General features: G+C 48.1%; 23 protein-coding genes and 3 tRNA genes. 10 read left to right on the top strand and 16 right to left on the bottom strand.

The features are described 5' to 3' along the window. Positions 1-60 precede the first annotated feature (60 nt). The 8 genes from nuoK to NG792_RS00595 all read right to left on the bottom strand — a co-directional run bounded on the left by nuoK (position 61) and on the right by NG792_RS00595 (position 6,186). Positions 61-366, bottom strand: a complete 306-nt coding sequence (nuoK, locus tag NG792_RS00630; protein ID WP_198017903.1) for an NADH-quinone oxidoreductase subunit NuoK — start codon at positions 364-366, stop codon at positions 61-63. A 124-nt stretch (positions 367-490) separates the two neighbouring features. Next, entirely contained in the window at positions 491-1,117 is a 627-nt protein-coding gene (locus tag NG792_RS00625; protein ID WP_261199896.1) for an NADH-quinone oxidoreductase subunit J, read from the bottom strand. Positions 1,118-1,241: 124 nt separating this feature from the next. Next, on the bottom strand, positions 1,242-1,844 hold the full coding sequence (gene ndhI / locus NG792_RS00620; protein ID WP_015149225.1) for an NAD(P)H-quinone oxidoreductase subunit I: 603 nt from the start codon (positions 1,842-1,844) through the stop codon (positions 1,242-1,244). A 110-nt stretch (positions 1,845-1,954) separates the two neighbouring features. Then, on the bottom strand, positions 1,955-3,073 hold the full coding sequence (gene nuoH / locus NG792_RS00615) for an NADH-quinone oxidoreductase subunit NuoH (RefSeq protein ID WP_261234100.1): 1,119 nt from the start codon (positions 3,071-3,073) through the stop codon (positions 1,955-1,957). Between the two features lie 455 nt (positions 3,074-3,528). After that, positions 3,529-4,686: a citrate synthase gene (locus tag NG792_RS00610; protein WP_261199894.1), complete on the bottom strand. Its 1,158-nt coding sequence runs from the start codon at positions 4,684-4,686 to the stop codon at positions 3,529-3,531. 250 nt (positions 4,687-4,936) lie between these two features. Further along, complete coding sequence (gene sixA / locus NG792_RS00605) at positions 4,937-5,440, bottom strand: phosphohistidine phosphatase SixA (RefSeq protein WP_261199893.1); 504 nt, start codon at positions 5,438-5,440, stop codon at positions 4,937-4,939. A 190-nt stretch (positions 5,441-5,630) separates the two neighbouring features. Further along, positions 5,631-5,942 (bottom strand): DUF3181 family protein, encoded by a 312-nt coding sequence (locus tag NG792_RS00600; RefSeq protein WP_261199892.1) that lies wholly within the window; start codon positions 5,940-5,942, stop codon positions 5,631-5,633. Further along, positions 5,935-6,186 (bottom strand): 2TM domain-containing protein, encoded by a 252-nt coding sequence (locus NG792_RS00595; protein ID WP_261199891.1) that lies wholly within the window; start codon positions 6,184-6,186, stop codon positions 5,935-5,937. Before NG792_RS00595 ends, NG792_RS00600 begins: the two co-directional genes overlap by 8 nt. 312 nt (positions 6,187-6,498) lie before the next feature. On the opposite strand from NG792_RS00595, the gene NG792_RS00590 reads away from it, so the two are divergent. Next, complete coding sequence (locus NG792_RS00590) at positions 6,499-7,029, top strand: hypothetical protein (protein ID WP_261199890.1); 531 nt, start codon at positions 6,499-6,501, stop codon at positions 7,027-7,029. Here NG792_RS00590 and moaC read toward each other — a convergent pair. Continuing rightward, on the bottom strand, positions 7,026-7,544 hold the full coding sequence (gene moaC, locus NG792_RS00585; protein ID WP_261199889.1) for a cyclic pyranopterin monophosphate synthase MoaC: 519 nt from the start codon (positions 7,542-7,544) through the stop codon (positions 7,026-7,028). The two genes, NG792_RS00590 and moaC, sit on opposite strands and share 4 nt — an antisense overlap. 36 nt (positions 7,545-7,580) lie before the next feature. Here moaC and NG792_RS00580 point away from each other — a divergent pair. Continuing rightward, positions 7,581-7,654: transfer RNA gene (locus NG792_RS00580), tRNA-Arg, on the top strand. Between the two features lie 76 nt (positions 7,655-7,730). Here the strand turns inward: NG792_RS00580 and NG792_RS00575 are convergent. Further along, positions 7,731-8,993: an MFS transporter gene (locus tag NG792_RS00575; protein WP_261199888.1), complete on the bottom strand. Its 1,263-nt coding sequence runs from the start codon at positions 8,991-8,993 to the stop codon at positions 7,731-7,733. 250 nt (positions 8,994-9,243) lie between these two features. Then, entirely contained in the window at positions 9,244-9,969 is a 726-nt protein-coding gene (locus NG792_RS00570; RefSeq protein ID WP_261234099.1) for a C40 family peptidase, read from the bottom strand. 149 nt (positions 9,970-10,118) lie between these two features. Here NG792_RS00570 and NG792_RS00565 point away from each other — a divergent pair, with 149 nt between their 5' ends. The 3 genes from NG792_RS00565 to NG792_RS00555 all read left to right on the top strand — a co-directional run bounded on the left by NG792_RS00565 (position 10,119) and on the right by NG792_RS00555 (position 13,323). Continuing rightward, on the top strand, positions 10,119-11,054 hold the full coding sequence (locus NG792_RS00565; protein ID WP_261199886.1) for a serine hydrolase: 936 nt from the start codon (positions 10,119-10,121) through the stop codon (positions 11,052-11,054). A 273-nt stretch (positions 11,055-11,327) separates the two neighbouring features. Further along, on the top strand, positions 11,328-12,041 hold the full coding sequence (locus NG792_RS00560; protein ID WP_261234097.1) for a hypothetical protein: 714 nt from the start codon (positions 11,328-11,330) through the stop codon (positions 12,039-12,041). Between the two features lie 481 nt (positions 12,042-12,522). After that, on the top strand, positions 12,523-13,323 hold the full coding sequence (locus NG792_RS00555) for a hypothetical protein (RefSeq protein ID WP_261234096.1): 801 nt from the start codon (positions 12,523-12,525) through the stop codon (positions 13,321-13,323). A 174-nt stretch (positions 13,324-13,497) separates the two neighbouring features. Here the strand turns inward: NG792_RS00555 and NG792_RS00550 are convergent. Beyond that, positions 13,498-13,586: transfer RNA gene (locus NG792_RS00550), tRNA-Ser, on the bottom strand. 808 nt (positions 13,587-14,394) lie between these two features. Between NG792_RS00550 and NG792_RS00545 the strand changes: the two genes are divergently transcribed. Next, on the top strand, positions 14,395-15,543 hold the full coding sequence (locus NG792_RS00545; RefSeq protein WP_261234094.1) for a glycoside hydrolase family 10-like protein: 1,149 nt from the start codon (positions 14,395-14,397) through the stop codon (positions 15,541-15,543). 37 nt (positions 15,544-15,580) lie between these two features. Here the strand turns inward: NG792_RS00545 and NG792_RS00540 are convergent, their stop codons facing one another. The 3 genes from NG792_RS00540 to NG792_RS00530 all read right to left on the bottom strand — a co-directional run bounded on the left by NG792_RS00540 (position 15,581) and on the right by NG792_RS00530 (position 20,397). Then, a complete protein-coding gene (locus tag NG792_RS00540; protein ID WP_261234093.1) occupies positions 15,581-16,627 on the bottom strand; it encodes an acyltransferase family protein in 1,047 nt (348 codons plus the stop codon). A gap of 367 nt (positions 16,628-16,994) precedes the next feature. After that, positions 16,995-19,682 carry an EAL domain-containing protein gene (locus tag NG792_RS00535; protein ID WP_261234091.1) on the bottom strand — a complete coding sequence of 896 codons (2,688 nt, stop codon included), beginning with the start codon at positions 19,680-19,682 and terminating at the stop codon, positions 16,995-16,997. 583 nt (positions 19,683-20,265) lie between these two features. Continuing rightward, positions 20,266-20,397 (bottom strand): hypothetical protein, encoded by a 132-nt coding sequence (locus NG792_RS00530; RefSeq protein WP_261234090.1) that lies wholly within the window; start codon positions 20,395-20,397, stop codon positions 20,266-20,268. 243 nt (positions 20,398-20,640) lie between these two features. Here NG792_RS00530 and rpsU point away from each other — a divergent pair, with 243 nt between their 5' ends. Continuing rightward, entirely contained in the window at positions 20,641-20,823 is a 183-nt protein-coding gene (rpsU, locus tag NG792_RS00525) for a 30S ribosomal protein S21 (protein ID WP_015149204.1), read from the top strand. 88 nt (positions 20,824-20,911) lie between these two features. On the opposite strand, the gene smpB is transcribed toward rpsU, so the two are convergent. Next, positions 20,912-21,379 (bottom strand): SsrA-binding protein SmpB, encoded by a 468-nt coding sequence (smpB, locus tag NG792_RS00520; RefSeq protein WP_261199880.1) that lies wholly within the window; start codon positions 21,377-21,379, stop codon positions 20,912-20,914. A gap of 546 nt (positions 21,380-21,925) precedes the next feature. Here smpB and NG792_RS00515 point away from each other — a divergent pair. From NG792_RS00515 to NG792_RS00505, 3 genes are all read left to right on the top strand, one after another. Beyond that, entirely contained in the window at positions 21,926-22,858 is a 933-nt protein-coding gene (locus tag NG792_RS00515; RefSeq protein WP_261234088.1) for a TIGR04168 family protein, read from the top strand. Between the two features lie 75 nt (positions 22,859-22,933). Further along, positions 22,934-23,020 (top strand) — tRNA-Ser (locus NG792_RS00510). 253 nt (positions 23,021-23,273) lie between these two features. Next, complete coding sequence (locus tag NG792_RS00505; RefSeq protein ID WP_261234087.1) at positions 23,274-23,753, top strand: hypothetical protein; 480 nt, start codon at positions 23,274-23,276, stop codon at positions 23,751-23,753. Positions 23,754-23,932: the final 179 nt, after the last annotated feature.

The raw sequence follows: 23,932 nt of genomic DNA, 5'->3' as shown, positions 1-23,932 counted from the left end.
CCGGGTCTCTTTTAAAAAACCCGGTTTAATAGAGTCCTAGCCTCGCGACTCAGACTCTTCTTACCATTTCAGGAGATTGAACTGCTCCATATCCACCGTATCCCGGTTCCGATAGATAGCCAGGACGATCGCCAAACCTACTGCCGCTTCTGCTGCCGCCACAGTAATCACAAACACCCCAAAAACCTGACCCTTAATTGTAGCGGAGTCTAGGAAATTAGAAAAGGCGATTAAATTCAAATTCACTGCATTTAACAATAGCTCAATCGACATCAACACCCGGACGGCGTTGCGACTGGTAATCAAGCCATAAATGCCAATGCAGAACAAGGCCGCTGCCAAAACTAAAAAGTATTCGAGTTGCAGTTCCATTAATCCTCATCACTATCTTACTAGCTTTTGAATGATTAAGGGGCGGTGAAATTCACCCCTTAAAACGGTAAAAGTTCACAACGTTAGTTCACAACGTTTGATGTCCTTATTACCCTTTTCATTCTTGGGTTTTTACCTGATTTCCCCGGAGAGCGGGGACAGGTGCACGGGGACGTTCCGGCAACTTCAAATCCAGTTCGGCTGAATCGAGTTGGGCTTTTCGCTCCGCCGGAATCAACTCCCGACGGGCCAAAATAATCGCGCCGACCATTGCCATCAACAACAGTACAGAGGCTAATTCAAACGGCAGTAAAAAATCGCTGAATAAATGTTCTCCAATCTGCACCACCGTATTTTCTGCGGTTGCTGCAGTTGGGGTCACGGCCCAAGGAGTTGAGAGGACCATTGTGCTTAATAGCGCGAATAATCCTAACGCAACGAGGGCAGTTGCTCCGCGACGGATCCAGTAATTGGGAAGGTTCGTAAAATCCTCCTGTTTGTTAACCAGCATGATGGCAAACAAAATCAGAACGTTAACGGCACCGACATAAATCAAAATCTGGGCCGCTGCTACAAAATCAGCATTGAGCAACAGATACAAACCGGCCATGCTGATAAACACGCCGCCTAATAAAAAGGCCGAATAAACGACCTGAGACAGGAGCACTACACCCAAAGCTGCTCCTATCATCATCACGGCCAGCAGGCCAAACGAAACTATCTGAACGCCTTCCGCTAAATTCACTGTATTTGTCCTTTGTTCTTTGTCCTTTGTGCTTTGTCGGGGGTCATTTGTCCGGGGTCATTTGTTTGGGGTGATCCTTAATTGGGAATTAAATCATCCCCAGCAATTTTTTGACAAATTTCCCCTATTTTTCCGTGGATTGTTCTTGTTCCATCTGTTCCCGAATTTCTTCAGGACGCAGACCCGCACGACGAGAGTTCGGGGGCAAATCATGGGGAGAGATCACGCCTTTGGGTAGATAGGCAAGTTCTCTTAAGGGGGTCACCATTGGGTCGTCGGTGACCTTGTAAGGTAAGCGGCCCATTGCCACGTTATCAAAATTCAATTCGTGGCGATCGTAAGTTGAAAGTTCGTATTCTTCCGTCGCTGAGAGACAATTGGTCGGGCAGTATTCTACACAGTTGGCGCAGAAAATACAAACGCCAAAATCAATACTGTAGTGTTTGAGCTGTTTCTTTTTGGTTTCTTTGTTGAATTCCCAATCCACCACGGGCAGGTTAATCGGACAAACGCGGACGCACACTTCGCAGGAAATGCACTTATCAAATTCAAAGTGAATCCGACCCCGATAGCGTTCGGAAGGAATGAGTTTTTCGTAGGGATATTGCACCGTAACCGGACGACGGCGCATATGGTCGAACGTCACCGACAGTCCTTGACCGATATATTTGGCCGCTTGAACGGTTTCTTTGGCGTAGTTGCTAACTTGATTGAGGAATTTGAGCATAGTGTTCTCGGCGATGACTGCTAGGTGATAGGGAGTGGTGACCTGAAGTCAAGATGAAATTAAGCGATCGCTCAATAACTGGGCAGTTTTTGAACGAAAGAAACCCCGCTTTACCCACCAAAGGCAAAGGGAAATGCCAACTTTAAGGCCGCAGTTAAGAGCAGATTGACCAGAGAAACGGGTAGCAGGAATTTCCAGCCTAAATCGAGGAGTTGGTCGATCCGAACGCGGGGTAAAGTCCAGCGCATCAGAATGGCGAGGAAAACAAAAAAGTAAGCCTTGAGCAGGGTCATGGTGATGCCCAGGGTTCCGGTAATCACTTGCAGCCAAGGGGTGGTTTCGCTGACACCCAGCCACTGTCCTAGGAGTTCTACAGGGATCGGAGATTCCCAGCCCCCCAGATAGAGCACGGCGATTAGGAGTGCCGAGAGGACTAGGTTGACGTAGGAACCTAAGTAGAACAGGGCGAATTTCATGCCAGAATATTCGGTTTGATATCCGGCGACGATTTCTTCTTCAGCTTCAGGAAGGTCAAAGGGTAAGCGTTCGCATTCCGCCAGGGCTGCAATCCAGAAGATGACAAAGCCGAGGGGTTGACGCCAGACGTTCCAACTGAGGATGCCATAGCTGGATTGCTGTTCCACAATGTCGAGGGTGCTCAGGCTGTTGGACATCATGACGACTGCCAACACACTGAGGGCTAGGGGAATTTCATAACTGATCGACTGGGCTGCTGCGCGCAATCCACCGATGAGAGAGTATTTGTTATTGGAGGCATAGCCTGCCATCAGCAAGCCGATCGGCTGAATGCTGGAAAGGGAAATCCATAAAAAGATGGCAACCCCGACATCGCTAATGATGAGATTTTGTCCGAAGGGGACGATCAGGAAGGAGGCGAACACGGGGACTACCACCAGGACTGGCCCGAGGGTAAAGAGGATGGGGTCGGCTTTAGCCGGAAGGATATCCTCTTTGAACAAGAGTTTGAGCCCATCGGCGGCGGGGGCTAAAATCCCCAAAGGGCCGATGTATTCTGGGCCGATGCGCTGTTGGACCGCAGCAGAAATTTTTCGCTCTAGCCAGACGGTCACCAGTACGCCAATTGTTGCGACAACTAGCATGAGGACCATAGGAACTGGCATCCAGATGGCTTTTGCTGCTCCCGCCGGAAGGCCCAAATCTGCGAGCGCTTTTATAAAACTTCCTTGTAGGTCTATACCTGGGTTCATGCTTCCTATTGAGAGTGTGAAGATTACTTACGACTCGGTTAAATGCACTAATAGTATAACGCTCGATGGACGCCAGAACTCTGCGAGAGGCTTGAGTTTCAGTCTTTAAGCAAGAGGATGGCCCTCGGGGGATAGCCGGGAAAGGGTCGGGAGGCGATCGCCCGAGGGACCTATGACAAGGGGGCAGATGATTATAGGGTTTGGGGCGATTTGAGGCGATCGCCAATCTTGAGCGGAGGATATCGGCGCAGGTCCTCAAGGGCAGAATCGGGTGGGTCCGTGATTTCGGAGGAACTTACCCAACAAAAAACCCTCAGATTAGGACAATCTAAGGGCAATTATGGCGATCGCGGCTAGATGGATGATTCCCCTTAAAAGAAAAACCGGGACCCAGACCCAATCCGTGAGTAGAGGTCCCTCCAGCCCAGACTCGACCTAATTCCGTCGCGATCGCATTAACGTTCTGAGATGGGAATATAAGGTGCGTTATGAGTTCCCGTATAAATTTGGGTCGGACGATAAATCCGGTTTTCCCCCAGTTGCTCTTTCCAGTGAGCCAACCAACCCGCCACCCGGGAAATCGCAAAGATCGGCGTAAACAAATCCGTAGGAATCCCCAACTTCCGATAAACCAGACCCGAATAAAAGTCCACATTGGCATAAATGCCTTTGTAAGCCAGTTTTTCCTCCACCACTCGCTCCAGTTCTACGGCAATGTCATAATAATTATCCCGGCCAAACTTCTCAAACAATTGTTCAGCGAGGTTTTGCAGGATAATCGCCCGGGGATCCTTAACTTTGTAGACCCGGTGACCGAACCCCATAATCTTAGATTTAGTCTTCAGACAGTTTTCAATGTAGGGTCGGACATTTTCAACCGAGCCAATTTCCTCCAGCATATCAATCACCTCTTCATTGGCCCCCCCATGTAAAGGACCGGCCAGGGTTCCCACCGCTGAAGCCACCACGGCGTAAGGGTCTGTCAGGGTAGAAGCTGTGACCCTGGCTGAAAATGTAGAAGCATTGATGGTATGTTCTGCATGAAGCGTCAGGCAAACATCGAACACCCGAGCCTCTAGGGGATCTGGCTCTTCTTCCGTCAGCATATACAGAAAGTTGGCCGAATAGTCCAGATCGTCCCGGGGTTGAATCGGGTCATTCCCTTTCCGCATCATTTGGAATGCCGCCACCATTGTGGGAATTTTGGCCAACAACCGGACCGCAGCAGCACGAATATAGGCTGGATCGTCTAAAGCCCGACGGGAATAGAATAAGCCGAGGGCCGCAGCGGAGGCTTGGAGGGCGTCCATCGGATGACCGCTTTCGGGAAAGCATTTCATCATGTCCCGAATGCGATATTTAATGCGGCGGTGGTAGCGAATTTCCTTTTCAAATGCATCGAGTTCTTCCTGGGTCGGGAGTTCGCCCCAGATCAATAAATAGGAGGTTTCCAGAAAGGTGCTTTTGAGGGCCAGTTCTTCAATCGGAATATTGCGATATTCCAAAATTCCTTTCTTCCCATCCACGAAACTGATACTGGATAGGGTGACCGGAACGCCTTCTAACCCGGGCTTAAATTCAAAACCGGTCTTTAGTTCGTCCGCGACAGTCATAGGTTTAGCCTTCGCTTTAATTAAATATCTTCAAGCTAACTTATCAGATCTGCTTGGACTGTTCCTGCTTTTAGAAAAATCCTTTATGGAGCAACCCTCGGAAAATCCGATGCTCTTAAGGGGATAAAAGGTTTGGATTTCAATGCTTTCAGGGCTTTCAGTGCAGCAATGCAGTCCGAGGACTGAGGACGGATTCGTTATGAATTGTTGATTTAGCTCACCCATAACTTATCACCAATCCCCAATCAATTTATAGCAATAATTTGGGGCAGGTCAGCCAAAATAGGGAACTATTTCCCACGGGATCCCCAGTTTCGGGGAGGACCAAACCAATCACCCCAGCTTTTTTGAGGATCAGTCCTTCTCTGGACTCTCCCCAAACCAAAATTTCTGCCCAGTTGCCCTGATCCGGCTGATGTCCGACGAGGGCCAAACAATGCCCTCCACTTTGACGCCATTGCTGATACCAGTTCAGCCAGTTATTGATATCCCCATTCGGGACCAGGGAAGTAGACTCTTTAATTTTCTGGCCGAGACCAGCGGTTTGGAGAATATCAGCCGTTTGCCTTGCTCTAAGCAGAGGACTGGTCAAAATCAGATCGAAATGAATATTCAACTGATGCAGACGGTTCGCTACTTTCCGGGTTTTTTGAACTCCCTCCTTGGTTAGCTGGCGCTTCTCATCGGAGACATTATCTACGCGGTTTTCGGCGATCCCGTGCCGGATCAAATAAACTATAGAGGGTGTTTTCATGAATATCCTTTTCCTGGTGAGGCTGGCTTCCCGATCGCGAAACCGTGATTTGGACCTGCAAAATACTGCCCCGGTCAGAAACTGACCCAGGGGCCAAAAATGCCCCCGAGGGATGTTTTCCTCAAGCGCTCCAGTTGGGGTAAAGCTCTTGTGGAGTTGAATTATACTGGTGTTTGTGGATGCCCCAGGACTAAAGGTCGCGCTGAAACTCTTCTAAAATGCGGAGGAGGTCCATTTGTTCTCCGGTGGGAATCAGATCACTTAGAGGAATTTGTCGGCGTCCTCCGCCGAGATTAACGTTGATTCCCGCAAGCACTTTGCTCACGTCGGATTCATTGACGGCGGCATTTGTGCTGACTAACGGATAGAGTTGTTCAGCCAGGAGGGTGTGCAGATGAGCGTCATCTAAGCGCAGACGCCATTTGGCGACATCGATATAAACGCGATCGGCAATCTGAGCAGCCAGGGCTTCTATTTTTTCAGTGTTACTGGAATTAGCCATTAGATTCTTCGGAATAGTTTGCAATTGCGAAAATATAAACCCCATGAGCGATTAACAGCAGTAGCCAAGCGGCGGTGAGCCAAGGGGTCCACTGCCAGGGGGGAGATTGCCATGCCCGGAAAAACCAGAGGCCGGAATTGCTGGCCGCAAAAAGGGCGACATGGACGGCGAAATTCATGCGATCATCGAGTTTCCGGTAAGCGGGTTCGCTGCGATCGGGTTGACGAGGCCAACGAGGTGGCATAGATCTCCTTTCTTTTCTAAGGAAGTTGCTCGGGTTTTGGCCCGGGCTTGTACTTTTAAAATTGTAAGTCTTCGCTACCTCGGATGAAGGAGCGATCGCCCCTGATTGCGGTTGGGCATCATGGGTTTTTAACCCCGATTTGTTAACGAGCTTCAGAAATAGGGCGCTCTTCAATCCCGTTCCCCAGGGGATGACCGGACTGATTCGCCCCTTAAAAGGCAGAAGGAAGATTTACTGGACAGTCTTAGTTCAAAAAACAAAGGATAAAATGCAAGTATCAACCTTCACCACCCCACCCACCCCAGCAGCTTTGTGATTCCTTCGCGATTATTCCGGCAACATTCTCGCAATCGCCAGACCGCTCTGGCAATCATTCCCTTAGCTAATGAAGCAGCAACTTTTGACGCTTATCGACTTTTACAGTATCACGGGATTTCCCCGGAGCATCTGGCGATTGTGGGTCAAGGGTATAGTTCTCCAGCTCGCGTGGGTTTATTAGAACCTACGCAAATTGCGGTGGACCAAGCTCGCCGTTTTTTGATAGGGTTTGCCACAATGGGATTCCTAGTGGGTTCGGCATTGGTTTTGGCCTACCATCTTGGGCTAATTAACCCCCTGGGTTTTAACTCTCTGTTGCTCATTCCAGGTGTGGTGGCGATCGCCGCTGTTTTGGGAGGGGTGGTGGGAGGGTTAATTGGCTTTTTGGGCGAGGGTTCCACGGTGGGAGTCTATCATCATCATCTACGCCAGGGCGGGTATTTGTTGATGATTGAGGGGTCCCAGGAGTTAGTCACCCTGGGTGAGCAGGTGCTCAAACCTTATGCCACCCCCAAAGCGTTTTAATCCGCGTGATAGTCTCCCGATTTGCCCCCAGTCTTGCTCTCTAGGCGAATGCTTTCAATGGCGATCGCCTTCGATAACGCTTTGGCCATGTCATAGAGGGTCAGTGCGGCCACGGAGACTGCCGTTAATGCTTCCATTTCTACTCCGGTTTCTGCTTTGGTCCTGACTTCGGCGAGAATCCGATACCCGGGAAGTTCCTCGTCAGGCAAAATTTCTACATCAATTTTGTGCAAGGGTAAAGGATGACATAAGGGAATTAACCCCGATGTTTGTTTGGCTCCTAAAATTCCCGCCAGTCTCGCCGTCCCCAAAACATCTCCTTTGGGTGCATTCCCGGCTTGAATTTGGTCAAAAGTTGCCCGATCCATCCGCACCTGTCCCGAGGCGATCGCCTGTCGATGGGTGACGGCTTTTTCCGACACATCGACCATTCTGGCTTGGCCTTCAGCATCCAAATGGCTTAACTGATAAGGGTTTGGGGAATTTTCAGAATTTTTTTGAAAAGGGGGTTTCATTTTCCAAAAGCCTGTGTTAATATGATTAAGCGGTAAGGGCTTGTAGCTCAGTGGACTAGAGCACGTGGCTACGGACCACGGTGTCGGGGGTTCGAATCCCTCCTAGCCCGTTTTTAAAATCTAAACAAAATTTGGGTGTTGAGTTGGCTTGTGCTAATTCAGCACCCAAACTTTTTATGCCCTCGCTTAGGATGATTTTTCCAGGGCATACAGGTCGCGATCGCGACCCAGGGCAAACTTCAGCGATTGACGTAAATTCATATTGGACTGGGTGAGAAAAATCCCCAATGCTAAAAAGGCCATCACCGAGGCGATCGCAAAAATACTTCGATACCCTATATCTTCCGCCATAATCCCCAAAATTGGCCCAGCCAGAGCGATGCCCAAATCAAAACCCCCAATAGACAGGGCAAACAACCGCCCCCGTTCCCGAGGTTCACAACGGTCTGCAACCAGGGCCACCATCATCGGCAAAAACGTTCCGGCAGCACATCCTTCTACCGCCCCAGCGAGTAAAAAACCTCGGCTATCCTGGGCCGTCCACAGCAAAACCATTGCCACAAAGTAGGCCAGCAAACCCCCGGAGATAAATAATCCGCGTCCGTAACGGTCCGAGGCGCGACCCGTGAGCAGACGCATACTAAAACTCACAATAGCTGCTGCGGTATAAAACCATCCCGGATTAAAATCACTGACTGTCTCCTTAATAAACAAGGGGATAAAGGTCGCCACTGCGCCAAAGACTAGCCCGATTTGCAGCATCACTAGGGAGGGAATTCGGATGCGAGGACTCCATAACAGCCGCCAAAATGAATCCGCTGGGGCTTTGGCATTTTCCGAGTCTTTGCCCAGTGCTGGGGAGGTAAAATCCTCCCGCAGAGGTTCACTGACGAAATAGAGCAACAGGAAACTCAGTAGTGCCAATCCAAATCCCATGACAAAGAGGGGTGGGTAACCAGCAGCTTCTAGTAAAAACCCTCCCAGGGCGGGTCCAATGGCAACCCCTAAAGGATTGACCAAACTCATATATCCAATTAATTCGCCGCGATTGCGATCGGGGGCTAAATCGGTGATTAAGGCGCTGTAAGCGGTGGTAAAAGCAGCGACACTAATGCCGTGAAACGCCCGTAATGCCATCAACAGGGGAATAGAATCAACGAAGAGATATCCTAACGGGGCGATGGTGGCCACAGCCGTCCCCAACCGTAACACGATTTTGCGACCCCGGCGATCGCTCAGGGGTCCTAACCAAGCCCGGGAAGGCAGTAAGCCCAGGGCAAATGCCCCCATAACCAGACCGATTTGTCCTTTCGTCCCCCCGATATGCTCGACATAGAGCGGCAGTGTGGGCAGCAATGAAGCCAGAGAAGCCCAAAACAATAAGCCTGCCGCAAATAATCCCAACAGGCTATGGCGACGCTGCGGCTCTATCTCTAAAAATACCTTCAAAACCTTGCTTCCTTTTCTTCCACTGCAACAAATGAGTGAGCTAGGGCATCGGTCTCCTAACGGCAAGACAAACTGGGTCTTTTGACAACATTTCTGCCCAGAACGCCACAAAGAAAGAGCCAAAAACCCGGTTGCTTGTCTCGGGGACTCATCTGCTCCCGATGCCCGAGGAGGCCGCAATCTGCTGCCCCCTTCTTTCATGCTAATGATTTTTCTGCAGTTTGTTAAAGAATGTTAATATTTCGACGCTTCAGGTTTCCGAGTCTTGAGGCAAATAACTGCTTAAAACTCGCCCTGCACCCCGGAGTTGTTGATAATAGCAACGACTGACGGGATCATCGCTATTTTCTGAAAGGACATCGATGCCGATGCCGTTGCGCCCCACTTTTTTCCCGGAACTGTGGATATAACGACCCTCCCCGAGATAAAGGCCAACATGAGTGGCTTTTTCTGGGGTTCCAAAAAAGATGAGATCCCCCGCCTGTAATTCGTTCAGGGGAATGGATTGGGTAAAGGCTTCCTGTTGATAGGCATCCCGAGGTAACCAAACTTGAGCCGTCCGGAAGGCTGCCTGCATTAATCCAGAACAGTCATAGTTCGGGGCGACGGTCCCTCCCCAGAAATACTGATTGGGGACGCTCATGGCCTGATGGGTAAAGGCAATGATGGTGGGAATCTGCGGTTCTATCTGGGTGCGGTCCAGGGCGATCGCCTGGTAAGGGGACTCGGCTAATTCCAGATTTTCCAAATCCGGGAGTGCCACCCATCCGGGATAGTCATCTTCACATAATTTCACCCCCACGGCCCCATCGGTCGGAGGGAGCACAATTTTCAGCAGACGACCCTCAGATGCCTGGGTTGCCAGGGCCTCGCACTGCGGGGAATCATACAGATTGAGATCGACTTGGCAGCGATATTGCGGTGCATCGAACCCTTTAGAAGCTAGATTAAATTGAAGCTGACTCACCAAGACCATAGTTAGAAATAAATGCAGCAATAGAAGAAAGCACAGTAAGGCTACAGCAGCCGGACTGAAGTGGCTAGAAGAGAGAATACTTGATTCTGACTTCTAAATTTTGAATGTTTAACCCCTACCCGTTGACTTGAACAACCTCAGAGAAAACTATGACATTTTTCCGCAAAGACGAACAACTGGAAAACTTTGGCGATCGCATTTTAGCGGCAACCTGGGAGCAATTCCCTCAATTAAACCGCAATCAACTGGCGATGACTTGGGTGGTTTACGACCCTCCCGTATCGGTGAATACTGGCGGTGCCCTGAGTCCCGATGCATTTTGGGACCATCCCGTGCGCGGATTTAACTATCGCGGTGTAGAACGGATTTATCCCGCCAGTGTGGTCAAGCTGTTTTATCTCGTCGCTGTCTATGAATGGATGGAAAAAGAGATGATTCAGACTTCCCCGGAGTTAGAACGGGCCATCCGAGATATGATTGTGGACTCTAGCAATGATGCCACAAGTCTAGTGGTAGATATGTTAACCGGGACCACCAGTGGTCCGGAATTGTCTTCTGGACCGTTTGAAACTTGGAAGCACCAGCGTAATTTAGTGAATCGCTACTTTCAGTCTCTGGGTTGGCCGGAATTGGAATCGATTAATGTCAATCACAAAACCTGGTGTGATGGAGCCTATGGTCGGGAGCGGGTTTTCCTGGGAGAGTTAATGGAAAATCGGAATATGCTGACCACGAATGCGACGGCACGCCTCTTGCATAGTATTGTCGGTGGGGTAGCGGTCTCGGCGAAGGCAACTACGGCGATGATGAAGTTAATGAAGCGATCGCTCGAACCCGAGGACCTGGCGGAGGACCCAGAAAATCAGGTCACGGGGTTTTTGGGTGCGGGTCTCGATCGCCAAACTCGGATTTGGTCTAAGGCGGGTTTAACCAGTACAGTCCGCCATGATGCGGCTTATATTGAATTACCGGAACATCGCCCTTATTTATTGGTGGTCTTTACCGAAGGGAAGGCGCACAGCAAAAATGAAGCTATTTTGCCCTTTGTTTCCCAACAAGTCGCTCAGGCGGTGGGTTCGCTGTAAAACTGGGCTGGTTTTGGCCTTCTTTGGGGATGAGGATTTTCTGGGTGAAAGCTCCAGCCGATCGCCTGGGTTTGGCGTGGGTTCGGTTTCTGGATAGATCTGCCGCTGGCGATTAATCCGTTAAGGCTGAATTCTCCTTTTCAAAATAAAAAATTCCCCGATTTAACATTGAACTATCTATTAGGAGTAACTGTGAAGTTTCTATCGATCGCAACTGGTGTTTTTCTATTCGGTCTGATTGCTCTCGGTGGTGAGGGTGGTGTAAAAAAAGCGATGGCCGAGCCATTCTCGGGGGATGTTGCTAGGGAATTGGGGTTAAGGGCGATGGCGAAGTTGCCGGAGGATACCTATTCTGCACCACTCTCCTGGGATGTCCAGTCTGAGGGGATTAATCCACCCCCGGTACTGGCGGCTAAATCGGGGAATTTTGCGGAATTATTGACCGGCACTACCGCGATCGCCTCCCCCCATTATTTCATGATCCCCAGGCAGCCAACAGTTCCCCAAAACCTTGCTCCTGAAGCGGACAACAATCCGGTTTTGGCTCAACGAGATAACGACATCGAACTCGGTCGAACCAGTCGGGGAGTGGGTAACTATATCGGTGCTGCCATTAATATTGGGTTGAGTGATGATGCTAGTCCTTTAGGAGGAGGCAGTTTTGCCTTAACGAGTAAAATTGGCCTCGCCGAGCAAGTGTCTTTGCGTCCTTCCGTCTTGTTTGCCGAACACTTGATGGTGATGGTTCCGCTCACCATTGACTTTCCCTTGGCGGATACGGAAGATACTTTACAAGCCGATGTTGCTCCTTATATCGGCAGTGGCATTGCTCTTTCTACGGATGAGGATAATTTCATTGGATTTTTTGGCACTGTGGGAATTGATCGCGTCTTATTTGACCGATTTGTCGCCAATGCTGCCTTAAATGTTGGGTATGTCGAGGAGGTTGAAGTTGGGATATTTGTGGGGGGAGGGTATCGGTTCTAAATGGCTTTGCTGTAACCCCTTTAGGTTAGCTTCTTTATCTTAAGCAGCGCTCCCCCTTTCCCTCCCTATTCACTAAAAGTGCAGGATTCCTCCCTCTACTATTTGTTAAGTTTTGTTCACACAACCCCCAAAATACATCTCCGGGAAGAGCGCATCTGAGGCGAGGATGGATTAGATTAGCAATGTTTTAGCATCTGCCCTTCTGGATTATCCCAATTTGGTTGTGGAATGGCAGATTGCTAGAAGTTTTTGCTTTTAGTTTGCGGATTTCGCGGTTTATGGAACAGTCGGATTCAGGGGGAATATCTCCGTGCTTTGTTCTCAAGAATCCATTGGGTTCAATCGCCAATTCCTTTCGAGTCAATTTCATTTCCCTGAACCCGAACTCATGCAAAAACAAAGCGAAATAATTCACGTTTATTGATGTATTTGGAGGGATATTATGGGTGTGAGGAAAAAATGGGCAGGATATAGTGCTTTGATGGTATTACCCTGCTTAGCGATGCAACAGGTGCTACCGGCTACAGCGCAAGAGCCGAGTTTCCCAGCGCAACTCAGTGTGGAGATGCCGGGACTGCTGGACCTAGAGGCACAACCGATGCAGAAAGCTGGTGAGACTTGGATACCGCAACTCACGGAAACTAACCGCGCCAGTCTTGAGGATTTGGGACTTGCGATTGACTTTAATCAAGGGGACTTCCTAAAGGATGCCGCTATCCTTCCGGAAAACACCGAAGCGCAATCCCCTGCGCAAATGGATCTCGAAGCACAACCGACTCAGGACGATCGCGAAAGGGCGATCGCGCCATTCACGGCAACTGACCCCGCCGTTCTTGAGGATTTAGAACTGTCGATTGACTTTAATAAAGACGACTTTGTAAGGGAGGCGGCTATCCTTCCGGAAAACACCGAAGCGCAATCCCCCCCGGAATCGGATCTTGCTCAGGCGCGTTTTACCAGTTATCGCTACAGCGCCGGTTTTGATTTACCCAACTTTGGATGGGTCCGGATGGACGAACGCGGAGTAGATAGCGTTCTGGGTATTAACGTTGGACTCGGCGTCTCTTACAAAAAATACTTTCAGCCTGCGGTTCCCGGGCAGTTTACGGGCTCCTGGGGGGTGGGAACCCTTGCGGTGGTATTACCCTATGCCACGATTGGTGGGGATTATCAGTGGGATAATGGCTGGTATGCTGGGGGCAATATCGGTGCAGGGTTGTACTTCTTTGACGATGTAATTCCCTTCCCGGTTGGTTATATCGGCGTGGGCTATCGTTGGTAACGCGCGATCGCTCCACCAGAGCCACCCCTAATCAAAAATCCCCCACGCCTTGCAAAAGTAGTGGGGGATTATTCAAAATAAATTGCTCTACACTGACTCATTCAAATCCAGAGTTGGCTGATATCTGCTCAGATTTGCCGAGAGTTAAATCCCGTGAGTCTTGTTGATTTAGAACGGAGAGGGAGGGATTCGAACCCTCGTTACGATTAAAACCGTAAAACAGATTAGCAATCTGCCGCTTTCAACCACTCAGCCACCTCTCCAAGCTGTCTTGAGACATCATAGCAGGTTTTTTTCGGTCTGAAAAGACCTTTGGCGAGGAATTTTGCAAATTTTTTAAAAAAACTCCATGAAACTGAACCCCACTGCGCGATTCAGGAAATAAACCCGGTTTCTAAATCACCGCCAGGGAACCTGACATGGGTTTTCTGGCCCTTGCTTTGTGAGCCAGGTAGTAAAAATGGTGTCCAGAAAGTCCGTTGCTCTTCCCGATGCTGTACCCCGGATCAGGCAGGAGTGGGTAAATTAGGGTGAAATGGGTTCATTTTTGCCGGTTTATTTTCCCTTACAGTCAAACCTAGCAAGACTTCTGGGGGAGATTTTCCCAAAAGATTAAAAGATGATAAACTCTTGAAACTTTCAATCCAAAGTGAGCTACCTGACTCAACTCACCCAAGCCCTCAAGCCGGTTGGATGATGAATAGCAACCCTATATAGTAGAGAATTTTCTCTCACGTTAACTCCGGAAGGGAGTAAAGTGAGAGGGAATCAGGTAAGAAGCGGTGTTGCTGCTTAACCAAGTGTGTTCAAACTAATGGGCGCGATCGCGGATGAAGTAAGTCCACGTTTACCACTCCTGGGGCGCTCTTAAGTATAAGCCGACTTTATCAGGAATTCCTGACAGAGACCTTCATCGAACCGCACCTAAAAAAAGCGATCGCTTAAAATCGGTTTTTGGAGAAACTATTTTCCCGGCATTAACCTGCTGCATTCCTTCCGATCCCGTAGGTTTAAACCGGCCTACGGGGTTTTTCGATAGCCCCTGATTCCTCACCCCTGACCCAAAATATCATGGAAATACGCGGCGTTTGGATGACGACTACTGATAGTCAAGTCTTCCGATCCAAAGAAAGAATCAATGAGGCAGTCGCCTTTCTCTCCGAGACGGGATTTAATGTGGTTTTTCCCGTTGTTTGGACCAAAGGATTAACCCTTTATCCCAGTCGGGTTTTAAGGGAGACTTTTGGCATGGAAATTGATCCCCTTTATCAAGGTCGAGACCCCTTGGCTGAACTCATCGAAGCGGCCAATTCCTGTGGGATTGCTGTGATTCCCTGGTTTGAATATGGATTCGCCAGTTCCTATCAGTCCAATGGGGGAATGTTGCTGCAAAAAAAACCAGAATGGGCAGCCAAGGACCTATCAGGAAATCTCCTCAACAAAAATGGGTTTGAGTGGATGAATGCTTTGCACCCAGAGGTTCAAGATTTCTTGTCAAAGTTAATCCTAGAAGTGGTGCAAAATTACCCGATCGCAGGCATCCAAGGTGACGATCGCCTCCCGGCATTCCCCAGGGAAGGCGGCTATGATGAGTTTACGCGAAACCTTTACCGGCAAAGCTTTCAGTGCGATCCCCCGTCCAATTGTCAAGACTCCCATTGGTTGCAGTGGCGTGCGGATTTACTCACGGAATTTTTATCGCAACTCTATCAACAAGTTAAGGGGATTAATCCCAATTTGTTGGTTTCCCTTTCTCCGAATATTTATCCCTGGTGTTTGAATGAGTACCTGCAAGACTCGCAAACCTGGCTGAACCGAGGACTGACGGATTTGATGCATCCTCAGATTTATCGCCGGGATTTTCAGAGTTATCAACGGGTGGTTAATCAAATGGTGAAAAGCCCTGGTTTCTCAGAACAGTTACCGCGAATTTCTCCGGGGATATTGATTAAGTTAGGCAAATATCGGATCAGTCCGGAATATTTGTTAAGCGCGATCGATTACAATCGGGCTTGTGGGCTTCCGGGACAGGTGTTATTTTTCTATGAAGGGTTACGGGAAGATAATAATGCTTTGGCGAAACCGCTGCGATCACGCTACAGTAGCCCGGTGCCATTTCCCACTGCCCTAGAGTTAAATCAATGGGTAGCCAATCAGCCACATTCCCAGACAAACCGCCAAGGTTCCCGTTGGTTAGATTGGCTGAAAAGTCGGTTTTAGGGGAGATTGGGGAGGGGTAACTAGATGGGCGATCGGTCTATTTAATCCAACGGTTGATCGCCGGTTGCCACTTGCGCTCAGTTAGATAAGCAAGGCCGATTAGTATCAGGAAATTTAATCCATAAAACGCCCAATTTTTCGGGAAATTAGCATTGAGTCCCCATTGAACTAAAATCGGATAACTAAATACATAAATTCCATAAGAAATAGGAGCAAAGATGGAAAAACCCCCTAAAATCTGATTAAAATAAATCAGTTTATGACCATACCAATACAGTCCGCCACTCAGGAGTAAAAAAGCCGCGAAGAAGTGCCGAAACATTAAAAACGGATAGTGACCGGCCTTAAATTCTGATTCACCTAACAAAGGAATTGCTGAAATAAACGCCATTACTAACAAGGAAATTAAGATAGGTCGCATATTTGTAAAGGTAAATTTCCTGTCTTTTAAAAACAAATTTGCCATTTCCACCCCCACCCAACCTACAATAAAATAAGAACAAATCAAAGAGATTTGATTAGGAAAACCTACATAAATTCCATAAGACACTGCCGAAAATAAGAGAATATAGTAAATTCGCTGGGTTGGATTTATAACCCAATGAATGAGGGGATAATACATGATGTAGAACCACCATTCATAGGATAATGACCAGAGGGGGAGGTTACCTAAAAAGGGGTAAAACCAAGTCCCGGGTTTAACGCTTCCAAAATCCTGGAGTAACAGAAAATTACCAATAATGTCCACCCCGGATAGCCTCTGAAGCAGCGTTCCCTTCCCGGCAAGAATTAGAACCGAAAGCAACATGGAAATGATTAAGGGAAAATAGATTCTTCTAAATCGCTTAATTAAATATTTCCGAAAAGATAACTCCGGATGACGAAAAATAGAGATTCTGACTAAAAATCCACTTAAAATAAAAAATACTATTACGGCTTCTTGTCCAGCCGCAAATATTAATTTTACAAACTCAGGAACGAGGTCTAAACTATATAATCCGTAAATGAAATTATGAATTAAAATATAAAAACAAGCGGCTCCCCGAATGGCATCAAGCTTTGGAAAATAAAATTTTTCACCCATTTTCGTTCAATCCTATAGGATAAAGTATTCGGTGACAATTTAGGGCGAAGAAAAATGCCTTAGCTGCATCACTTTAACATCCCCTAGCATCTGCGTTTGAAAGAATTATTTAAAGCGGCATAATGCGGGTTGACCCGGGGGTAGTGCCGTGAATCTGTAACGAGCTAAAACCGATTCAACTGGGCTATGCAGCAAGCAGTAGAAGACGAACTATTCCCTTTGGGGGTCTAGTGATTTTATATTATAGGGTACAAACATCACCTTGCAATAAAAAGGGAAGGTTAAACTCGACGGGTCAGTTCCGGAGACAGCCGGACCCAACCGGACGAGCTCCCGATATTAGTGCCGGTAATTTTCTATGAGTAAACTATGAACTCAGATGGAAGGAAAATGTAGACTGCCGGTATAGTTCCGTGGCAATTTCCACGGGAACTGGCTTACTAAATAAATAGCCTTGGGCCGCATCGCAATTCACGGACCGCAAAAATTCCAATTGTTCGGGGGTTTCCACTCCTTCCGCAATCACCTCTAAATTCAAACCATGCCCCAGGGTGACGATTGCTTCAATAATAGCGGCATCATGAGGCTCACTGGTGACTTCTTGAATAAACGAGCGATCAATTTTTAATTGATCTAACGGGAAATATTTCAGGGAGGATAAAGATGAATAGCCCGTGCCGAAATCATCTAAAGCAATACCAATTCCCATTTCTTGGAACCCCTGCAAGAGAGAAATCGTTAAGTCAACATCCTGCATGGCAATACTTTCGGTGATTTCTAACTCTAAATAGCTAGGATGGAGTTGTGTTTGACATAAAACTTGGGCGATTTCTTGCAGTAAATTTTGCTGGTGAAACTGACGCGCCGATAAATTTACCGCCATCCTAATGGGAGGAAGTCCGGCTAACTGCCACTGGTAATTTTGCCTGGTTGCCGCTTCGATCGCCCATTTCCCGATGGGACATATCAAACCCGTTTCTTCTGCCAAGGGAATAAATTCACCGGGGGGAACTAACCCCAGTTCTGGATGCTGCCAGCGGAGCAGCGCTTCCATACTAATAATTCGTCCCGTTTTTAAATCAATTTGAGGTTGATAATAAATCCGGAACTCGTCCCGTTCTAAAGCCTTGTGCAAACTCGTTTCCAAGACGAGTCTTTCAAAGGCTTTGGTGCCGATCGCTGGGGTGTAGAGCTGATAGTTGTTCCTTCCTTGTTGCTTGGCGCGATACATGGCAGCATCCGCATTTTTCAACAGGGTTTCTACATCTTCTCCATCATAAGGAGCGAGGGCAATTCCTAAGCTGGCTTTGACATAAAAATCTTGACCATCTAACCGAAATGGCTCGTTAAAACACTTTAAAATTTTATTGCTAATTTCTGCAACATCCTCAGCGGAACTCAAATGATTGATTAAAAATGTAAACTCATCCCCACCCCAACGCGCCAGCATATCTTCTTCGGGCAAAGAATGACTTAACCGTTCGGCGACAATTTTGAGGAGCAAATCTCCCAGAGCATGACCGAGGGTATCATTAATGGTTTTAAATCCATCTAAATCCAAGAAAATCACCCCTAGCATTTCTGCCCGGTGTTGGGTATCTGCGAGTGCCAAAGAAAGGCGCTCGTTAAAGAGCAGACGATTGGCTAAACCTGTCAGGCGATCGTGAGAGGCTTCATGACGAATCAAATTTTCCACTCGCCGTTGCATGACAGCCATATAGAGATGAGTCCCCACCGATTCGGCTAGTTTAATTTCTTCAACCTTCCAGATTTGCGTCTGTCCTTTTTTAATTTCTCGCCACGCTTCAAACGAGGCCCGAGGTTTCCGGTTCCGGTCGTCTAAATCATTTTGTCCCGCCCATAAAGTTTCCGTTTCAATTTCATTTCGGAACAAGGTTAAGCATCCTAAATATTGTTTATTGTATTTTAAGGGGACAATCAAAACCGAGCGCAGGTTAGTCCCTTTAAAAGCAGGCAATAAGGGGCTGAAAGCGGGACTTTGATAAAAATTACCAATACTGACACTGTGTAGATAAACGGTAGAGTGGGTGGAAGATAGGGATTCTTTATTCCCCTTTAAATGAGAGGGTAAATCGAATCCAGAGCCATCACCGATCGCCGGTTCGGGGGGAGAAATATTGTCCTTATAATGAGTCCCGGGCTTGGTCTCGGGAGGCGCATTGCGCTCACTGCCGTTAATCAACTGTTGCCAACAGTCTGTTTCTTCAATCCAAGCAATACTCGGTTGAACGCCATAAGTATAGATTTGAGCCACTCCCCCAATCATGTCAGGATTGATATAGAGTCGGCCTGCATCTGCCCGTAAGGCGAGTACAGTTTCTTTCAGAACAGTTTGGCGAATTTTTTTCAGGTCTAAAGGCGAGTGCAGCAATCCGCTGATTTTATTAAGCACCGATTCATCCCGCGCTTGGTGACGAGTGCGATTTAACAAATCTGATTGGGCGATCGCAATCGACATTTGATCCACCAGCAATTGAACGATCTCAATTTCTCGCTCTGAATATCTTCTGGGTTTAGCATGATGGGAAACCAACAATCCCCACAGATGGTGCTGATGGAGAATCGGAATTGCTAAAGAAGAAGATACCCCCATATTAGTCAGATATTCTGCATGACAGGGGTCTACGGGCCAATAGCGCGTACCTCCTCGGCTGATACTTTCTCCATTGTCTGAGCAATCAAGCTCTTCAGTCGTTTTGCGTCCCGATGCCACATCTACCAGCACCCGTTGACGGGCACTTAGAAATAACTCTCGTGCCTTCAGGGGAATATCTGTAGCGGGAAACCGCAGCCCTAACATAGAGGGTAAGCGATCGCTGTGAATCGATTCCGCAATCACCTCTCCACTGCCATCTTCTTCAAATCGATAAATTTTGACCCGATGGGTATTTAAAAAAGCCCGAATTTCTCGGGCAGTAGTTTCTAAAATTTCATTTAATTCTAAAGATTGCCGAATCCGACTGGCAATCCGGTTTAATAAATTTTCTCGGTCTAATATAGTCACTGCACTACGCTTTATTTTTCTACGAATCATTGCTGAGTTCTACCCTTCAGTAGGATGGTAATTTTAATCGGGGCTACCCGGATTGTGGGGGGAGACTAAACCCCTGCTCCCAGGCATGAGCGAACTACTGCACCGAAAAATTTTTAGTCACGAAGCCCGAACATCAGCCCGGTGCCTTGGGGCGGTTATCCTAGGTTCTACAGGTTAATTTGCTTAGGGATTACCCAACCCCAAAGTATTTATATTAATTTTAGGAGTTTTAAGCAGAAAATATTAAAATGGGGCCAGTGTTTTAATATTTTTTAGTAAAGGCACAAGGGAAAAGGGACCAGGGACTAGCCACCCAGGACCAGCAACCCGGGACCAGGGCGATCGGATTATGACCAGGTGCGGCCCCTACCGCAAGGGCGAGCAAGACTCCCCATTCCCACCCTGGAGGGGAACTGGACGGGGAGACTGCTCATCGGGCTTTGGGCTGTACAGAACCCCAAGGTTCTCCCGGATTAGAGAAACACCCAGGGAAACGTAATCCCCCTTCTCATGCTACAATCCGATTTCTCTGAATGCGTGAGGCGATCGCCCGCTTGCACTCACCTTAAGGGGAGAGCACAATTTAATGGGCGGCGATCGCATGAGCTAATGACTGGCAATCAGGGATTTTTCCTGAACCCGAGGCATTCTGTGTTAAAATATATTTCGCAGATAAAGTTTGATTGTCGTGTTTGTTGCGATACAGACAAGCCAACAAACACTATCGGGTTTTAAAGCCAATTCATAACAGATAGCCAGTTTCGGACAAAGCGCGATTTGAGGGCTTTTTACTCCTATCTGCGAGCCTTCGATTGTGAACCCCACCCTCGCCAACGGCTCGACAGAGGACCATCGCCTCCATCAGCTATTTCCGTAACTGGGATATTAAGCTTACCCGAGTTGGGGTAGAGCACTTTTCACCCGCCCATCTTATTGTTGATACTCAGGAGGATACCGGATGACTCAAGTCGTTGTAGGCGAAAATGAAGCGATCGAATCTGCACTGCGCCGCTTTAAGCGTCAAGTTGCAAAAGAGGGAATTTATGCAGACATGAAGCGTCAGCGTCACTTTGAAACTCCCTTAGAAAAGCGTAAGCGCAAAGAAATCGCACGCAGACGCAAACGCAGATATTCCAGATAGAAGACCCTCAACCCGCTCATCGGAGCGGGGGTCATCATTTGCCTTTGCCCTAGATAGTCCGGGAGTGGGAAGCAGTCGGCTAGAAGCGCTAATACTGCTTTAACGCCCGTTCTATCTCCCGCTTGTGGTCCCGTTCTTTCACCGCCGCTCGCTTATCGTGGAGTTGCTTGCCTCGGACTAGAGCAATCTCTACCTTAACTAACCCACGCTTGAAATACATCTTTGTCGGTACCATTGTCAAGCCTTTCTGTTCCACCTTACCAATCAACTTGCGGATTTGATCGCGGTGTAGCAAAAGCTTTCGACTCCGGGTCGGCTCATGGTTAAAATAGAGGCTGGCCGTCTCATACGGCGAAACATTCACATTAAGCAGCCACGCCTCGGCATCCCGAAACAAGACATACCCATCTCGGATATTCACCTTCCCTCCCCGGATGGATTTGACCTCGGTCCCCTTTAATGCAATCCCCGCTTCGTATGTTTCCAGAATTTCATATAAAAAACGGGCTTGGCGATTATCACTGACTATCTTGATCCCTTCGCTTTGTTGCGCCATCTGTATCTCTTAGTTTCTACTCATTCTATGATCAACGAAAGGCGATTCAGCTAAAAACTAGCCTGAACGCCTTTGTCTTATTTCTAGCCTATCGTTTTTAATAGACTGCTTACATCACTGTAACCCGATCGCCCCTACCTCTTCTTGGCTTCAGGGTCGTGTCAGGACACATGGAAAGTTTGGAGGCTCCCTTTCTATTTTAGAACGTGGGAGCTTCACTCCGGTTTCCCACTTAGGGGAAGGGGGGCTGCACCTGCAAATCGGGAATTATCCAGCTAACCCAGACAGGGACTGGGCAGATAAGATTGCTAAGAAAGAGGGGAGTAATGCCAAGAGTCGGGAAGGGGAAGCCGGAAAGCCTCTCCCCACAAAGATATTTGTTCCTTGTTCTGAATAAAAATACCCGAGTCAGGGGAAATTGCCAGAGGAACCGGCAGAAGGGATTTACGGTTCATCCCTAATTTTGAACCCGCTAAAGGCTGGAGTTTCTTCACATTCAGGCGCTCTATTGCCTATCCTAGATAAAGAGCAGCGAGAGAAACAGGGATGTTCGGACACAATTATCAGAAAAGTCAGATTAAAATTGCCATTGTTGGAGATGTACATGAACAATGGGAAGCGGCAGATGGGGAAGCGCTAACCCGTCTTGGGGTTGATTTAGCGCTATTTGTAGGGGATTTTGGGAATGAGTCGGTACCGATTGTTCGGGCGATCGCCTCCTTGGACATTCCCAAAGCGGTGACGTTTGGAAACCATGACGCTTGGTTCACGGCGACGGACTGGGGTCGCAAAACCTGTCCCTACAATCGCCGCAGTGAGGATTGGGTCCAGTCTCAACTGGATATCCTCGGCGAGACTCATGTGGGGTATGGCAAGTTAGATTTTCCCCAGTTTGGACTGACGGTGGTGGGGTCCCGTCCTTTTAGCTGGGGAGGGTCGGAATGGAAATATGCGGATTTTTATAGCGATCGCTGCGATGTTAGCAGTTTTGTGGAGTCTACCGATCGCATTATGGCAGCAGTCAAACGCGCCAGCTTCGATACGATTATTTTTCTGGGACATAATGGACCCAAAGGGTTAGGCGATCGCCCAGAAGACCCCTGCGGCAAGGACTGGAAACCTCTGGGAGGCGACTTTGGGGACCCGGATTTTGCCGATGCGATCGCCCAAACCCGCAAAATGGGCAAAACCATCCCCCTCGTCACTTTCGGACATATGCACCACCGTCTGCGCCACACTCAAACCCGCTTGCGGAAATCCCTGCATACCACCAGCGATGGCACTGTTTACCTGAATGCAGCCCGCGTTCCCCGGATTGTTCCTACAGAAACGGGTCAATTGCGGAACTTCTCCCTGGTTGAATTACAAGGGAACACCGTGACTCGCGCCTCCCTGGTTTGGGTGGATCAAGATTTCGCGATCGCCTCCGAAGAGGTACTCTATCAACAACACCCGGAATCCGTTGCCACCCTCGCCTAGGGGCGACTGGATTTTTTCCCCCCTTGCCTCTTTCAATTCCAGACAACTCGGGGTAAGATAAAACAGAGCCGCACTGGAGAGGTGGCAGAGTGGTCGATTGCGTCTGACTTGAAATCAGATGAATCCGCAAGGGTTCCGGGAGTTCGAATCTCCCCCTCTCCGTTGATTCAATCCAAAAAAAACCCGGCAGGGGTTAAAACCCCCGCCTCATAGCTTAAGTCGGTTAAAACCGACTGAAAGTCTTATGGGAAATGACTTCACTCGTTCTCTTTATTCGTTCGTAGTAACGACTTCAATCGTTCCCCCCATTCAACCCCAACCCTGCGATCGCCTCGTTAACCTCTAAGCAATATCCCTCCGAAATTGCGGTAAAGTTTGACGTATCATAAAAACAGTAAAATCCTAAAAAAACCCGATGACTGATAACCGGATCAGGGCTTATATCCAACTCATTCAAAAATTATTAGATTGTCCCGAAGGAGAAGAAATAAATATACTTCGACAGAATGAAGATTTAGTCGATGTTGAATTTATCTACATTTTGGAACAAGCAGCCGCCAAAGCCGAAACCGAAGGGGAAACAGAAGCCGCTAGTTTTTTAGGGGATTTAGCCCAACAATTACAACTCGCCTTTGGACAATCGACGGAAATGATGAACCCCGATCGCAGCGATCGGACCGGGGCCTATATTAAACTCATTGAAGGTATTTTAGCTTGCGATCGAGGGGAAGATGTGGCACTTCTTTTAGATAACAACTCCGATTTAGTAGACCGAGGTTTCGTCCAAGTCCTCGCCCAAATTGCTCAAATGTTGACTGAAAATGGCAAGCCAGATTCTGCCGCATTTTTAATCAATATGGCAACAGAAATCTCCGCTGTCATCGAGGAAAGTTAACATCGTTTAACAGTCAAAGGCTATCAGGAGTGCGTAAAACGCTGACGCACTCCCAAGAATGGACGCGAATAACTGTAGACATTCCATTAAAAACAGATGGATTGCACCCTCCTTCCAAACTGTTACAAAAATTTATTAAATTCCTCACCCGTTCATGATAAATTATTACAATCGGAGTA

This window comes from Laspinema olomoucense D3b (assembly GCF_025370785.1).
GTDB classification, from domain to species: domain Bacteria; phylum Cyanobacteriota; class Cyanobacteriia; order Cyanobacteriales; family Laspinemataceae; genus Laspinema; species Laspinema olomoucense.
The sequence above is the reverse complement of the archived record's forward strand: the minus strand, read 5'-3'. Positions and strand labels throughout refer to the sequence as shown.

Excerpts from the sequence above, each read along its gene's own strand:
- NG792_RS00505 (WP_261234087.1), top strand. The coding sequence starts at position 23,274 with ATGACTGATAACCGGATCAGGGCTTATATCCAACTCATTCAAAAATTA.
- nuoH (WP_261234100.1), bottom strand. The coding sequence starts at position 3,073 with ATGAACCCAGGTATAGACCTACAAGGAAGTTTTATAAAAGCGCTCGCA.
- NG792_RS00595 (WP_261199891.1), bottom strand. The coding sequence starts at position 6,186 with ATGCCACCTCGTTGGCCTCGTCAACCCGATCGCAGCGAACCCGCTTAC.
- NG792_RS00555 (WP_261234096.1), top strand. The coding sequence starts at position 12,523 with ATGGTATTACCCTGCTTAGCGATGCAACAGGTGCTACCGGCTACAGCG.
- sixA (WP_261199893.1), bottom strand. The coding sequence starts at position 5,440 with ATGAAAACACCCTCTATAGTTTATTTGATCCGGCACGGGATCGCCGAA.
- moaC (WP_261199889.1), bottom strand. The coding sequence starts at position 7,544 with ATGAAACCCCCTTTTCAAAAAAATTCTGAAAATTCCCCAAACCCTTAT.
- NG792_RS00535 (WP_261234091.1), bottom strand. The coding sequence starts at position 19,682 with ATGATTCGTAGAAAAATAAAGCGTAGTGCAGTGACTATATTAGACCGA.
- NG792_RS00600 (WP_261199892.1), bottom strand. The coding sequence starts at position 5,942 with ATGGCTAATTCCAGTAACACTGAAAAAATAGAAGCCCTGGCTGCTCAG.
- NG792_RS00560 (WP_261234097.1), top strand. The coding sequence starts at position 11,328 with ATGGCCGAGCCATTCTCGGGGGATGTTGCTAGGGAATTGGGGTTAAGG.
- NG792_RS00610 (WP_261199894.1), bottom strand. The coding sequence starts at position 4,686 with ATGACTGTCGCGGACGAACTAAAGACCGGTTTTGAATTTAAGCCCGGG.
- smpB (WP_261199880.1), bottom strand. The coding sequence starts at position 21,379 with ATGGCGCAACAAAGCGAAGGGATCAAGATAGTCAGTGATAATCGCCAA.
- rpsU (WP_015149204.1), top strand. The coding sequence starts at position 20,641 with ATGACTCAAGTCGTTGTAGGCGAAAATGAAGCGATCGAATCTGCACTG.
- NG792_RS00540 (WP_261234093.1), bottom strand. The coding sequence starts at position 16,627 with ATGGGTGAAAAATTTTATTTTCCAAAGCTTGATGCCATTCGGGGAGCC.
- NG792_RS00515 (WP_261234088.1), top strand. The coding sequence starts at position 21,926 with ATGTTCGGACACAATTATCAGAAAAGTCAGATTAAAATTGCCATTGTT.
- NG792_RS00570 (WP_261234099.1), bottom strand. The coding sequence starts at position 9,969 with ATGGTCTTGGTGAGTCAGCTTCAATTTAATCTAGCTTCTAAAGGGTTC.
- NG792_RS00545 (WP_261234094.1), top strand. The coding sequence starts at position 14,395 with ATGGAAATACGCGGCGTTTGGATGACGACTACTGATAGTCAAGTCTTC.
- NG792_RS00565 (WP_261199886.1), top strand. The coding sequence starts at position 10,119 with ATGACATTTTTCCGCAAAGACGAACAACTGGAAAACTTTGGCGATCGC.
- ndhI (WP_015149225.1), bottom strand. The coding sequence starts at position 1,844 with ATGCTCAAATTCCTCAATCAAGTTAGCAACTACGCCAAAGAAACCGTT.